The following is a 12,914-nucleotide window of genomic DNA, read 5'->3' on the forward strand; positions in this document are numbered from 1 at the left end:
GTGGTTTGGGTCATGTAACTCAGATTGAGTATAAAATAGTGGGCGTACCTTAATGCAACAACGTTTTTTGAGTAAGCTGGCCTTTTGGCAAAAATCACATTCTAGCGCTAAGGTCGGTATCTATATTGATGCCGATGAGATCACGGCTTATCAGGGAGGAGAATCGCCTAGCTTGATAAAAATCCCCTTGATTAAACAAGATTGGCAGCTTGCCTTCGCGACGCTTGCTGCACAGATCTCGCGTGCCAACCTACACATAGTACTCAGCGATTGCTATTACCAATTGCTATTGGTCGACAAGCCACCAGTTGCGGATGAGGAGATGGGCCAAGCCCTATTGTGGTCAGTTAAAGATATGGTGGCCAAGCCTGTTAACGAGCTGCACTTAGATTATTTTGAAGCGCCACAATCGCGAAGCAACAAGTTGACTGTGGTGGTGGTCGAGCGTGCCATGATCAGCGCGTTGGCGTTGGCCGCTAAGCAGCATGAGATCACTATTGCCGGGATCGGTATAGAAGAGATAGCTATCAGTAATTATCAAGTCAGTGACAGCCAAGCGAGACTAGTGTTGTGCCATACGCCCAACAGTGATTTGATGCTGGCCGTGATTAAGCAGGGGCAACTGTTTATGCAGCGCAGCGTCAGAGGCTTTAATCAGATCAATACAGTATCGGCGGCCGATCTGCGCTTAGAGATTGCCGATAACCTCAGTATCGAGCTGCAACGCTCGATGGATTATTTTGAAAGCCAATTCCGTCAAGCGCCGGTCGCCTCGATCGACCTGCTAATGGAGGGCGATCGTAATGAGTTAGCTCACCTGTTATCGGCAAACTTTGATCAAAAAGTCGAGGTGATCCCCTGTGAGCGCGTGGCAGACAAACTGGCTGAGTTTGCATATGCCGAGTTTAGCCGTAATGCTCAACCGGAGGAGGCGTAGATGACGCAAAAACTCAGGGTTAACTTATTTCATCCCTCGCTGTTACCGCATCAATTACGGCTCTCTTTCACACGTTTATGCCAAGTGACGTTAGTGTTGGCATGCTTGCTATTGCTCGCCAGTGGTATCACCTATTGGAGCGTCGACCATTTGCAACAGCAGCATGCGCAATTAAGTGGCCAAAAGGTAGACTACGACCGTCAAAAAGCGCAGTTAGAGCAGCAGATAGCCGCGCGCAGCGCGTCATCGAATTTGGTGGCTCGGGTGGATTTGGTGACCCAGCAGCTTGAGCTGAAACGCAAATTACTGGGAGAGCTCGGCCATGTGCAAGCGCTGACCAGTCACGGTTATTCCTCCTTATTAACTGACTTGGCTAGCGTAGCAGACAGTAGCACTTGGCTGACGCGAATTCAGGTTATGGAAAAACAATTTATATTTGAAGGCTACAGTAGCGCGCCGCAGGATGTGCCACGTTGGGTTGAGCGTCTAAAACGGGTCGACACCTTAAAAGGCCAAGCCTTTAGCACCTTGACCATCAATCGGGGTGAAGAAGAGCCGTTGTCATTTGTGCTTCGCAGTGAAGCCTCGAAGGAGCCGAACCAATGAAGCCATTATGGTCCCAATGGGGGGCGCAGTTTAACCAACTCACCCAGCGCGAGCGGGTGATGATTGTAAGTGCCACGATTGCCATCATAGGTGTGCTACTCTATTTTCCATTAGAGTCATTATTACTCAAACGTGATGCACTGCAGCGGCAAGTGAGTACCCTAGCCTCTGAAAATAAGATATCAATACAACAAATTGATCTCTATCAGCAGCGATTAACCCAAGACCCCGACAAAGAATATCGGCAACGATTAACCACGTTAGAGCAACAACTGGCGGATATCGACCAACAGCTGTCGTTTCAGATGGTAGACATGGTGCCTGCCGAACATATGCCGGCGATGTTGAGCCGATTGCTGGGGCAGATCAAAGGAGTGAAATTACACTCGTTCGATACACTCGCACCACAACCTTTACTGGCGGTAGCTGACAAAGATAAGCTGAATTTGTACAGCCATGGCATCAAACTCACCTTTGTTGGCGACTATTTTTCCACCCTTAAATTTATTCAGGCGGTGGAAAATATGCCGAATAAGCTTTATTGGAAGCAGCTAGATTACACCGTTGATGAATACCCGAAGGCCAATGTGGTTTTGGAGTTATACACCTTAAGTATCAATAAGGACTTTATCAGTGTTGCTAAATAAGATGAAATCTGGCTTGACCTTGTTGATCACTTGTGCCGGTATGCTGATCATCACGGTACAGGCGCAATCGTTACGGGATCCCACTCAACCTGGGGTCGGTGCAGTGTCGAACTCAGTCAGTCAGCAACAAGGTACTGACACGCTCAAATTAAACAGTGTATTGATATCGGATAACAGCGCGACAGCGATTTTTAATAACAAGATGTTCACCCTAGGTGACCGGGTACAAGGGGTCAAAATAGTGCGCATTAATGCCAGCGGCGTGTGGTTAGCCGATGGCCGACACTTCACCTTGTACCAAGCCGTAACAGAGACTAAGGGACAATAAATGACCGCAGTAAGAACCATAACGCCATTACTGGTGCTGCTATTAGCGGCATGTCAGACAACGGACCGTCCGCAGCCTGTAGAAGCCAAATCGGCATTATCAAGCTCCATAGCTCAGCAGCAAGTTCAGGCGGAGATACCACCTGCAGCTAAGATGCCCGATTCTGTGCAGCGTGAGCTCGCTTCAGCGTCAATGCTGGGCAGCGTGGCCCCCATGATGCCTCCAGAGCGGCGCTTTGATGTGTCTGCCAGTGATGTTGATGCAAAGGTGTTTTTCCCAAGCTTAGTGCAAGGCACGCCGCTGAGCGTGGCGGTACATCCTAATGTCAGTGGCTCGATTTCACTGTCACTAAAAGGGGTGACCCTGAGTGAAGCCTTGCAAGTCGTGGAAGATATTTATGGTTATGAAGTAAGCCGTGATGGGCGTATTTTACGCGTCTATCCTGCGGGGATGCGCACCGAAACTTTCGCGCTCAATTACCTGCACATGGAGCGCAATGGCCTCTCACTAACCTCAGTCAACTCGGGGCGGATCTCCGATACCAATAATTCAAACAGCAATAGCAATAACAGCAGTAACAATAATAACGGTAACTTGGGTTCCAATAACGATTCGAGCAATAACAGTAATAACAACAGTAACGACACCACCAATGGTACCTTTATCCGTTCGACCACCAAAAGTGATTTTTGGGGCGACTTGAAAGAGACCTTAGTGTCGATTGTTGGCGAGACTGGTAATGGTCGCCAAGTCGTTATTACCCCGCAAGCCGGCTTAGTGACGATTCGTGCCTTTCCTAATGAGTTGCGTCAGGTGAAAACCTTCTTGCAAACGGCCGAGAGTCACCTACAACGCCAAGTGATCCTAGAGGCCAAAATTTTAGAAGTGACCCTGTCGGACGACTATCAACAGGGGATCCAGTGGCAAAATGTCGTGGGTTCCGCTTTAGCCAATGGTAATACCAAGGTTAATTTTGGAACCTCGGCGGGCACGTTTGGTGATCAGATCACCGCCGCTTTAGGAGGTGTGACCTCATTACAAATCACTGGCAGTGATTTTGCCAGTATGATCACACTGCTCGATACCCAAGGCGATGTCGATGTGCTCTCTAGCCCAAGGGTGACCGCCTCGAATAACCAAAAGGCGGTGATCAAAGTGGGTAGCGACGAGTATTTTGTCACCGACGTCTCTTCAACTACCGTGGCTGGCACTACGCCTGTGACCACCCCCGAGGTAGAATTGACGCCATTTTTCTCGGGTATCGCCTTGGATGTTACGCCGCAAATCGATGCCGAAGGTAATGTGCTGCTGCATATTCACCCCTCAGTTATCGATATTAAAGAGCAAAACAAATCCATTAAAATATCTAACAATACCCTAGAGCTGCCGCTGGCCAAAAGTGAGATCCGCGAGTCCGATACTGTGATTAAGGCCCGCACTGGTGATGTGGTGGTGATCGGTGGTTTGATGAAGAGTGAAACCCTTGAACTGGTCTCTAAAGTGCCATTGCTTGGGGATATTCCTTTTCTGGGTGAAGCCTTTACTAATCGGGTAAATTCTTTAAAGAAAACCGAGCTGGTGATTCTACTCAAACCTACCGTAGTCGGTGCCGATACTTGGAAAGCTGAGCTTGAACGCTCAAAAGCCTTGCTCGACCGCTGGTATCCTGAGCCTGTAAAGGAGTAGCGTCACTTGTATCGGCAGCACTTTGGCATGGCGCAGACCCCCTTTTCATTAACGCCCAATACGGAGTTTTTCTTTGGGTTAGCGCCTCATGTTGAGGCGCTGCAAGTGCTGCAAACGGCGTTGCAAACCGGCGAAGGCTTTATCAAGGTGATTGGTGAGGTCGGCACAGGTAAGACTCTTATCTGCCGTAAGTTGCTTAATGATATTCCTGCTAGGTTCCATTGCGCATATCTGCCTAACCCTTATCTCACGCCCGCTGAGCTGCGTTGGGCTGTCGCCTTAGAGCTAGGGCTGAAATATTCAGCCAATATCGATCAACAGCAGCTGACTAGCTTAATTCAGCAACAGTTGATTGCGTTATCCGCCCATGGTCATTCGATAATACTGGTGTTAGATGAGGCTCAGGCACTGCCTGATGACAGTCTGGAGGCGCTGCGGTTATTTACTAATCTCGAAACCGAAAGCCGCAAGTTATTACAGGTAGTGTTATTCGCTCAACCAGAATTAGATGAGCGTTTGAGCTTGAAGCAGTTTCGTCAGTTAAGGCAGCGGATCACTTTTAGTTATCGTTTAAGGCCATTAACCATCGACGAAACAGCCGCTTATCTCACCCATAGGTTGCACATTGCGGGCTATCAAGGCACCGCGTTATTTTCACCCAGTGGCTGTCGGCGTATTGCCAAAGCGGCACGAGGGATCCCTAGATTGATCAATATTTTGTCTCATAAGGCGCTGTTATTGGCCTTTGGTGAAGGGGCGTCACAAGTGCAGCCTCGTCATATTCGCGCCGCCATTAATGATACTGAAGATGCGGGATCTGAGCTGCGCAGCCCACGCTGGTGGTTGGCGGGTGTTGCCACCTTATCAGTACTGTCTATCGCTGTGTGGAGCTGGTTGAGTGGGGCATTAGTATGAGTGTGATTAATACCATGCTCAAAGATCTCGATAAGCGCCAGCAAGCTCATTCGCTAGATACGTTACCTGTACCTGACATGCAGTATGTTGCGGCAGCACCGAATGGCTTTTCACGTCTATTACCTTGGGTTTTACTCCTGCTGTTGTCTGTGTGCGGCATGATAGGCGCCACTATCGCGTGGCAGAAGCTGATTGTATTAGCTCAAGATAAGACCCAGCTTGAGCAAGACTTACAACAAGCTCAGCGGTCGACAACAGAGGTAGTGGCACAAGAGCGTGCATTAATTCAGTCAGTTGAGCCAGTGCTCACAAACTATCAAAACGTGGCAGCAGAAAAGCCATTGTCGCAGCAGTCTGAAGTGGCCACCGCGGAGATAAATCCCTCTTTATTGACGGCTAATGCCTCTACCCATGCCAAGACAAACATCAGTTCAGCAGCCGCTAATGGCGACGATGCAGGCATGAATGCTGATATTAAAAACACAGAGCTCAAAAACACCCTAACCACCAGAGATGTGAGTGATGGCGGTGCGCGCCAGTCTACAGAGGCAGACCCCAGCCCAATTGCAGGAGCGATGGCCGTCACAGAGGTTAAGCTAACGCCAGCGGCGCTGGCACAAAAGCGTTTTGCTTTAGGACAAACGGCCCAAAATGAGGGGCAGCTTGCGCAGGCGCAAGAGTATTTTTCTGAGGCGATTCGCCTCGACCCTAGCCTGCATCAAGCTCGGCAACATTTAGCAGCGCTCTACTATGGCCAAGGGCGGCTCGGCGATGCCGACGATACGTTAGCGCAAGGACGAGTCTTATATCCTGAGCATGTTGATTATGCCCTGCTGCAAGCCAGAGTGTATGAGGCGTCGGGGGCAATAGATAAGGCATTAGCTGTGTTAACCACTATCCCGGATGAGCATGAACTCGCGGTGCAAAAGTGGACTATGCAGAGTCATTTAGCGCAGCAAGTACAACAGTTTACGTTGGCCGAACAGAGTTATCGCCAGTTGGCGAGAGTCGAACCTAATCAAGCAAAATGGTGGATGGGGCTGGCCTATGCACTCGACTCTCAGCAAGAATTTTTATTGGCTAAACAGGCGTATCGTCAGGCGTTGGCACTCAATGGCCTATCGGCCTCTGCCATTGCATTTATCGACCAGCGTTTAGCGCAGTTAGGAGATGTTGAGTGAAACCCAAGTTAAAAATGCGCTTAGGCGACCTGTTGGTACAAGAACACATTATTAGTGAAGAGCAGCTAATACAGGCCTTGGCGGAGCAAAAAAAGACAGGTAAAAAACTGGGGCGCACCTTAATCGACTTGGCTTATATCAGTGAAGAGCAGCTGCTGAGGTTTTTATCTCAACAGCTTAATATTCCCTTTTTGGATATCAGCCGCCGGGCGATCGCCCCGCAAGTGATCAATTTATTGCCTGAGGTTCAGGCGCGCCGTTATCGTGCTTTGGTCGTTGAAGATCATGGTGATAGCGTATTGGTAGCCATGAGCGATCCGGCCGATCTGCAGTCGATGGACAACATAGAGGTGTTGCTTGCCCCGAAAACGATCCAAATTGCGGTAGTGACCGAAACTCAACTGTTGCACGCATTCGATAACCTGTATCGTCGTACTGGTGAAATTGACCAGATTGCGGGCAAGTTAGATGAAGAATATGCCGCCGATGATCAATTTAATCTGGCCAGCTTGACCGATGACGACAGTGATAATGAAACCACTGTGGTTAAACTGTTACAGTCTATTTTTAAGGACGCGGTGCAGATGCGGGCCTCGGATATTCATATCGAGCCCGGTGATAAAGTACTGCGCATTCGTCAGCGTATCGACGGTCAGTTACAAGAGCATACTCTACCAGAGGTCAATATTGCTTCGGCTTTAGTGCTGCGCCTTAAGTTGATGGCCGGGTTGGATATTTCTGAGAAACGCTTGCCCCAGGATGGGCGTTTTCATATGGAGGTCAAGGGCCATAAGATTGATGTACGTATGTCGACTATGCCCATTTATCATGGCGAATCTGTGGTAATGCGTTTGCTTGACCAATCCGCAGGGTTGTTAACGCTTAATGAAACCGGCATGCCGCCCGCGATGCTGGCTCGGGTAAGGCAACAGATTAAACGTCCCCATGGTATGTTGCTGGTGACGGGGCCAACAGGTAGCGGTAAAACCACGACCTTGTATGGCATCTTAAGTGAGCTAAACACCGCCGACCGTAAAATTATTACTGTTGAAGATCCGGTTGAATACCAATTGCCTCGCATCAATCAGGTGCAGGTGAATCATAAAATTGGCCTCGATTTTTCTAATGTATTGCGCACCACGTTACGCCAAGATCCCGATATCATCATGGTGGGCGAGATGCGTGACCAAGAAACGGTCGAAATTGGCCTGCGAGGCGCACTTACCGGTCACTTGGTGTTATCGACCTTGCACACTAACGATGCGGTCACTAGTGCGCTGCGCTTACTCGACATGGGGGCCGCCAGTTACTTGGTGGCCAGCGCTCTGCGGGTCATTATTGCTCAGCGTTTGGTACGCCGAGTGTGCGAGCATTGCGCGCAGCCCTTTGATATGAACGCTCAAGATAAAGTTTGGCTTAATTCGGTAAGCCGACGTGACTTCTCCCAAGTAAATTTGCGTATTGGTACAGGTTGTCAAAGCTGTGGTGGCAGCGGTTATCGTGGCCGCGTGGGGGTGTTTGAAATTTTAGAGCTCGATGATGCCATGATTGAGGCGATGCGCCGTGGTAATCCGCAAGATTTTGCTGCTGCAGCTTATCTTAGCCCTAACTTTACGCCGCTGGCCGAATCGGCCTTTGATTATCTTGCCCAAGGGATCACCACCATAGAAGAGGTGGCTAAGTTGGTCGAGGAGGCATCCGAGACCAGAATGCCGCTGGCGAGTGAAGTGCATAGCCATCAGGATAGGGTGTAACCATGCCAGTTTATCAGTATCGTGGGAGAGACGCCCAAGGCAAGGCGGTGACGGGACTACTCGACGCCGTGTCGGCGAGCGCTGCGGCCGACCAATTAATGTCGCGCGCGGTGATCCCTCTAGAGCTGATTGAAACTAAACCTAAGCGTGACTTTAATTTAGGAACCCTGTTTAAAGGCAAGGTAGGGCTAGATGAGTTACAAATCTTTACTCGGCAGATGTATTCATTAACCCGCTCGGGGATCCCCATCTTGCGCGCCATCGCGGGTCTGTCAGAGAGTAGCCATTCACAGCGGATGAAAGTGGCGTTAAAGGACATTTCAGAGCAGTTGACCGCCGGTCGCCCCCTGTCGTCGGCGATGAATCATCATCCTGATGTCTTTGATGCGCTGTTTGTGTCGATGATCCATGTGGGAGAAAACACGGGTAAGCTCGAAGATGCTTTTATTCAGCTCTCAGGTTATATCGAGCGCGAACAAGAGACCCGCCGCCGGATTAAAGCCGCGATGCGTTATCCCATTTTTGTGTTAATCGCCGTAGCGTTAGCCATGGTGGTGCTTAATATTATGGTGATCCCTAAGTTTGCCGAGATGTTCTCTCGTTTTGGTGCCGATCTGCCCTGGGCGACCAAATTGCTGATCGCTACCTCGAACTTTTTTGTCAATTATTGGTATGTATTATTGCTGGGACTCCTACTGGGTTTTGTTGGGATCCGCTATTGGCATAACAGTGAAAAGGGTGAGAAGCAATGGGATAGATGGAAGCTCAACATCCCCGCGGTGGGCAGCATTATCGAGCGTTCGACGCTGTCACGTTACTGCCGCAGTTTCTCGATGATGCTCAGTGCTGGTGTGCCTATGACCCAAGCGCTCAGTTTAGTTGCCGATGCGGTCGATAACGCCTATATGCATGACCGCATAGTGGCGATGCGTCGCGGTATTGAGTCGGGGGACTCTATGCTGCGGGTGTCTAATCAGAGCCAGTTGTTTACCCCGCTAGTGTTACAAATGGTGGCGGTGGGTGAAGAGACAGGACAAATCGATCAGCTCCTAAACGATGCCGCCGATTTTTATGAAGGGGAGGTCGATTATGATCTCAAAAATCTCACCGCAAAATTAGAACCTATTTTGATTGGGATTGTCGCAGTCATAGTCTTAATTTTGGCGCTAGGAATTTACTTGCCGATGTGGGACATGCTCAATGCGGTCAAAGGGGGTTGAAAAATGAGGCAACGGACCTATATTCGGCAGGCATTGGGTCGGTATTAGATGCAGCGCCAACAGCTCGCCGATAGTGAACTAATACAGCTTTATGGCAAGATAATCGCCATAGTGGTGGTGTTGATCATCTTAACCGTATTAGCCTTTCGCTTTATGGGCGGTGTTGAGCAAGTCTCTAGCCAAGGGCTGAAAGTTGAACATACCCGATTAGTGAATGTGCTTGCTATGGTGCGTTCCCAATGGTTAAGCCAAGGCCGACCCGACAGTTTGTTGCTGAACTGGTCGACAGGTGAGGCGAGCCCTAGCGTTAAGCTGGAGCCGCTACTGCTAAATAGGCAGGGGTTGCCAACGCTTAAACACGCTGACGAGGCGGGATGTTGGCAGTTGTGGTTGCAACTGCTGGGGCCCAAACCTAACCGGGTCGATGTGATAGTTGTGACAACCGATAATGGACCAGCATGTGAGTATGTTAGCGGCAATGGTGACAAGTTAAGTTATCAGCTCAATAGCGGACGAGTAAGCTGGAGAAATAATGACTAAATATCGAGATATCCATGGTTTCTAATTTTTGAGTAACTGTTAGAATTAGCGCCATATACCATAGAGGCAATAAATATGAATATGACCACCAAGATGGGACGACTAAAACAGCAAGGATTCTCGCTTATTGAGTTAGTTATTGTCATCGTGATCCTGGGCATTTTAGCGGCAACCGCCATCCCGCGCTTTCTTAATGTGACCGATGATGCCGAAGATGCCAGTGTCGACGGTGTCGCTGGTGGGCTTGCCACCGCGGTGAGTTTTGTGCGTTCACAGTGGGAAGTCGATGGTCGTAATGTGAACAGTGTAGTGCTCGATGGTACCACTATTTCAGTAGACCCACGCTTTGGTTTCCCAACCGGCACAACGTCTAGCACCTCCGATGTTACCGACGTCACCCAGATGAGCGATGCCAGTTGCCAAGGGGTGTTTAAAGCCATATTACAAAGCCCACCGCGTAATGTGCTTTATACCCAAGATGCACGTAATCAAAGATTTACCGTGAGAGTGCTAGACGGTAGTGGTGGCAATGCGGTCGATCTCAATGGTGACGCGGTCAGCAATATAGATGTGTGTGTCTATCATCAGGTCAATTCATTGGCTTTGGATCAAACCACGGGTATAGCGACCCCAGCTCCAGATTTAGATGTGGGTAAAGGGATCACTTATAACCCCGCTACAGGTGCGGTGGTGAGTTTCACTCGTTAATACCATTAAGCTAAGCCGTTTATATCAGTTTATTATTTTTTGAACAAAGGAAACGTAGTATGAAAAAACAACAAGGCTTTACGCTTATTGAGCTTGTCGTCGTGATTATCATTTTGGGTATCTTGGCGGTTACCGCCGCGCCTAAGTTTATCAACTTGCAAAGTGATGCACGCGCCTCGACATTAGAAGGGGTAAAAGGTGCACTGCAAGGGGCGAATGCCTTAGTCTACTCTAAGGCTGCGATTCAGGGCAAAGAGTCTAAGCCTACTGCTGAGGTAATTATTGATGATAAAGGTGATACTGATGCAGATAACGATATTAAGGTGAATGCGGTATACGGCTACGTAAATAATGCATCAGCCGATCTCGTTGAGGTGCTCGATATTGATACCACTTCAACATCGCCTGAATGGGTCATTGTTGACTCTCCTAACGTTACAACCGAGATTGAGGATGCGATAATCATCCACCCAGGTGACAAAACTCCATCAGCCACAGTAAAATGTTGGGTTGAATACAAGCACCCCGCAGCTAAGGGTGCAGCGCCTACCTATAAAGTTGAAGATTCAGGTTGTTAATTAAGGAATTACAGATAATGAACAAGCAAAAAGGTTTTACCCTGATTGAATTAGTGGTGGTGATTATTATCTTAGGTATTTTAGCGGTCACCGCCGCGCCTAAGTTTATCAACTTGCAGAGTGATGCGCGCGCATCGACCATCGCCGGCTTAGAGGCGGCGCTGAAAGGGGGCGATAGCCTTGTCTATTCCAAGTCGCTGATTGCCGGGAATGAAGCTTTAGCCAGTACTGAGACCCCTGCGCCTAAAGTTACCGTTGCAAAAAATAAAGAGGTAAACTTGAACTTCGGCCACCCTACTCCAGTATGGACCGGCAGCTTAGAGCATGTTTTGGATATTGATGCCTCTGCGGAGTCACCTACCGATGAGACGACTGAGTGGGTTTATTTGGAAGTCGGTGCAGAAAAGAGCATCTACTTTTACCCTCAAGGGCAAGACAACCCTAAAGCAGATGCACCGGATACAGGCGCTTGTTACGTCCAATATGAAAACAGCGTAACAGATACTGACGGCACCTTAGCCATCACCAGTGTGACCACGGGTTGTTAATAAAACACCCAATGAAAAGGCCTGCTTAGCAGGCCTTTTTTGTCACTGTTTTTTTATGCGCATCATTTTTACCAAGCTGTGCTAGAAAAATCTGAAATGGGCGGCATTATTTGCCATACTGATTAAGTTGTTAGAAAATATAACGCTATCAGCGGCTTGTGGGCGGAATATCAATGGGAAAACAGCAAGGCATTACCCTTGTAGAGCTAGTGACCACCATCATGTTAATTGCCATCTTGTCTGTGGTGGTCTTGCCGCGTTTTTTTACTGGTTCCAGTTATAGTGCCTTTACCCTGCGTGATGAGTTTATTGGCGAGCTGAGACGAGTACAGTTGATGGCGATAAATAATCAAGACCGTTGTCATGGCGTTGATGTGACGGCCAGTGATTATCGTATGATGATCTATCAAACAGACTGCAGCTCAGTGATTGTTACTGGCACAGCACAAAAGCTTCCTAGCAATACATCAATTAATCTCAATGATAGTAGTGATTTTTCATTAGTGTTTAACCGTGACGGTGGCGTGACAGCTTGCGGGCTGGGATGTGTCATCAAGGTTAGCGCCGATGACACCTTAAACATTACTATCGAAGGTCAGGGCTATATCCATGGGCGTTGATATTAAGGTGATTACTCACTTGAACGAGGTTAATCCTGAACCCTCTATGGGCCAAAGCGCCAAGCCTGTTATCGCTAACAGTGAAAGCGTAAGCTATAGTCGCCACGCTGCTCAGCACCGGATGCAAGGCTTTACCCTGATCGAACTTGTCGTTGGCATGTTGGTACTGGGCATTGCCTTAGTGATGTTGTCGACCATGCTGTTTCCCCAAGCCGATCGCGCTGCCGAAACCTTGCACCGCGTACGCTCCGCCGAATTGGCCCATTCGCTGTTAAATGAGATTTGGGGTAAGCGTTATGATCAGAATACCAACCCTAATGGCGGCGTGCCAGCATGCGGCGCCGCTGCACGTTCCGATTTAGGCCTTCCTGCTGGGGATGCATGTACCGACGAAGTTGATTTTGGCGCAGCAGGCTTAGCGCGAAATGCTTATCGCGATGTCGACGATTATCATGGCTTGACTCAATCAAGCCAGATGCTGAACTCCTCTCGAACCTATGCCGAGGAGTACCTCAACTACCAGCTGTCGGTCAGCGTGACTTATCCTTATAGTGATAAAAATAGCAAGCTGGTTACGATAAATGTGACTACTCCAAATGGTGAAGTGATCACTTACAATGCGCTGCGGAGTAACTATTAATGAATG

At 48.9% G+C, this 12,914-nt stretch carries 15 protein-coding genes; all 15 read left to right on the forward strand.

Features of this window, described 5'->3' with window-relative positions:
• Window positions 1–52 precede the first annotated feature (52 nt).
• The 15 genes from DVO77_RS02470 to DVO77_RS02540 all read left to right on the forward strand — a co-directional run bounded on the left by DVO77_RS02470 (window position 53) and on the right by DVO77_RS02540 (window position 12,908).
• Window positions 53–937 (forward strand): MSHA biogenesis protein MshI, encoded by an 885-nt coding sequence (locus DVO77_RS02470; RefSeq protein WP_119977143.1) that lies wholly within the window; start codon window positions 53–55, stop codon window positions 935–937.
• Window positions 938–1,543 (forward strand): PilN domain-containing protein, encoded by a 606-nt coding sequence (locus DVO77_RS02475; RefSeq protein ID WP_119977144.1) that lies wholly within the window; start codon window positions 938–940, stop codon window positions 1,541–1,543.
• Window positions 1,540–2,190, forward strand: a complete 651-nt coding sequence (locus DVO77_RS02480; protein WP_110455692.1) for an MSHA biogenesis protein MshJ — start codon at window positions 1,540–1,542, stop codon at window positions 2,188–2,190. The genes DVO77_RS02475 and DVO77_RS02480 overlap by 4 nt, the downstream gene beginning before the upstream one ends.
• Window positions 2,177–2,518, forward strand: coding sequence for an MSHA biogenesis protein MshK (locus DVO77_RS02485; RefSeq protein ID WP_308444025.1), 342 nt, complete (start codon window positions 2,177–2,179; stop codon window positions 2,516–2,518). The genes DVO77_RS02480 and DVO77_RS02485 overlap by 14 nt, the downstream gene beginning before the upstream one ends.
• Window positions 2,519–4,204: a pilus (MSHA type) biogenesis protein MshL gene (mshL, locus tag DVO77_RS02490; RefSeq protein ID WP_119977145.1), complete on the forward strand. Its 1,686-nt coding sequence runs from the start codon at window positions 2,519–2,521 to the stop codon at window positions 4,202–4,204.
• A 6-nt stretch (window positions 4,205–4,210) separates the two neighbouring features.
• Window positions 4,211–5,119, forward strand: a complete 909-nt coding sequence (locus DVO77_RS02495; protein WP_119977146.1) for an ExeA family protein — start codon at window positions 4,211–4,213, stop codon at window positions 5,117–5,119.
• Complete coding sequence (locus DVO77_RS02500) at window positions 5,116–6,300, forward strand: tetratricopeptide repeat protein (protein ID WP_119977147.1); 1,185 nt, start codon at window positions 5,116–5,118, stop codon at window positions 6,298–6,300. Before DVO77_RS02495 ends, DVO77_RS02500 begins: the two co-directional genes overlap by 4 nt.
• Complete coding sequence (locus tag DVO77_RS02505) at window positions 6,297–8,054, forward strand: GspE/PulE family protein (protein WP_119977148.1); 1,758 nt, start codon at window positions 6,297–6,299, stop codon at window positions 8,052–8,054. The genes DVO77_RS02500 and DVO77_RS02505 overlap by 4 nt, the downstream gene beginning before the upstream one ends.
• 2 nt (window positions 8,055–8,056) lie before the next feature.
• Complete coding sequence (locus DVO77_RS02510) at window positions 8,057–9,274, forward strand: type II secretion system F family protein (protein ID WP_119977149.1); 1,218 nt, start codon at window positions 8,057–8,059, stop codon at window positions 9,272–9,274.
• 48 nt (window positions 9,275–9,322) lie between these two features.
• On the forward strand, window positions 9,323–9,814 hold the full coding sequence (locus DVO77_RS02515; protein WP_119977150.1) for a hypothetical protein: 492 nt from the start codon (window positions 9,323–9,325) through the stop codon (window positions 9,812–9,814).
• Window positions 9,815–9,889: 75 nt separating this feature from the next.
• Window positions 9,890–10,522, forward strand: coding sequence for a type II secretion system protein (locus tag DVO77_RS02520; RefSeq protein WP_211328753.1), 633 nt, complete (start codon window positions 9,890–9,892; stop codon window positions 10,520–10,522).
• Between the two features lie 59 nt (window positions 10,523–10,581).
• Window positions 10,582–11,100, forward strand: coding sequence for a prepilin-type N-terminal cleavage/methylation domain-containing protein (locus DVO77_RS02525; RefSeq protein WP_119977151.1), 519 nt, complete (start codon window positions 10,582–10,584; stop codon window positions 11,098–11,100).
• A 17-nt stretch (window positions 11,101–11,117) separates the two neighbouring features.
• Entirely contained in the window at window positions 11,118–11,648 is a 531-nt protein-coding gene (locus tag DVO77_RS02530; RefSeq protein ID WP_119977152.1) for a type II secretion system protein, read from the forward strand.
• 173 nt (window positions 11,649–11,821) lie between these two features.
• Entirely contained in the window at window positions 11,822–12,268 is a 447-nt protein-coding gene (locus DVO77_RS02535; RefSeq protein WP_119977153.1) for a pilus assembly FimT family protein, read from the forward strand.
• Window positions 12,269–12,389: 121 nt separating this feature from the next.
• Window positions 12,390–12,908, forward strand: a complete 519-nt coding sequence (locus tag DVO77_RS02540) for a type II secretion system protein (protein WP_119977370.1) — start codon at window positions 12,390–12,392, stop codon at window positions 12,906–12,908.
• The last annotated feature ends 6 nt before the right edge of the window (window positions 12,909–12,914 follow it).

The organism is Shewanella algidipiscicola (genome assembly GCF_003605125.1).
GTDB lineage: Bacteria > Pseudomonadota > Gammaproteobacteria > Enterobacterales > Shewanellaceae > Shewanella > Shewanella algidipiscicola.

What these genes read in the sequence shown, in the direction of transcription:
- DVO77_RS02470 (WP_119977143.1), top strand. Translation starts at nt 53, where the DNA reads ATGCAACAACGTTTTTTGAGTAAGCTGGCCTTTTGGCAAAAATCACAT.
- DVO77_RS02475 (WP_119977144.1), top strand. Translation starts at nt 938, where the DNA reads ATGACGCAAAAACTCAGGGTTAACTTATTTCATCCCTCGCTGTTACCG.
- DVO77_RS02480 (WP_110455692.1), top strand. Translation starts at nt 1,540, where the DNA reads ATGAAGCCATTATGGTCCCAATGGGGGGCGCAGTTTAACCAACTCACC.
- mshL (WP_119977145.1), top strand. Translation starts at nt 2,519, where the DNA reads ATGACCGCAGTAAGAACCATAACGCCATTACTGGTGCTGCTATTAGCG.
- DVO77_RS02500 (WP_119977147.1), top strand. Translation starts at nt 5,116, where the DNA reads ATGAGTGTGATTAATACCATGCTCAAAGATCTCGATAAGCGCCAGCAA.
- DVO77_RS02510 (WP_119977149.1), top strand. Translation starts at nt 8,057, where the DNA reads ATGCCAGTTTATCAGTATCGTGGGAGAGACGCCCAAGGCAAGGCGGTG.
- DVO77_RS02515 (WP_119977150.1), top strand. Translation starts at nt 9,323, where the DNA reads ATGCAGCGCCAACAGCTCGCCGATAGTGAACTAATACAGCTTTATGGC.
- DVO77_RS02520 (WP_211328753.1), top strand. Translation starts at nt 9,890, where the DNA reads ATGAATATGACCACCAAGATGGGACGACTAAAACAGCAAGGATTCTCG.
- DVO77_RS02525 (WP_119977151.1), top strand. Translation starts at nt 10,582, where the DNA reads ATGAAAAAACAACAAGGCTTTACGCTTATTGAGCTTGTCGTCGTGATT.
- DVO77_RS02530 (WP_119977152.1), top strand. Translation starts at nt 11,118, where the DNA reads ATGAACAAGCAAAAAGGTTTTACCCTGATTGAATTAGTGGTGGTGATT.
- DVO77_RS02535 (WP_119977153.1), top strand. Translation starts at nt 11,822, where the DNA reads ATGGGAAAACAGCAAGGCATTACCCTTGTAGAGCTAGTGACCACCATC.
- DVO77_RS02540 (WP_119977370.1), top strand. Translation starts at nt 12,390, where the DNA reads ATGCAAGGCTTTACCCTGATCGAACTTGTCGTTGGCATGTTGGTACTG.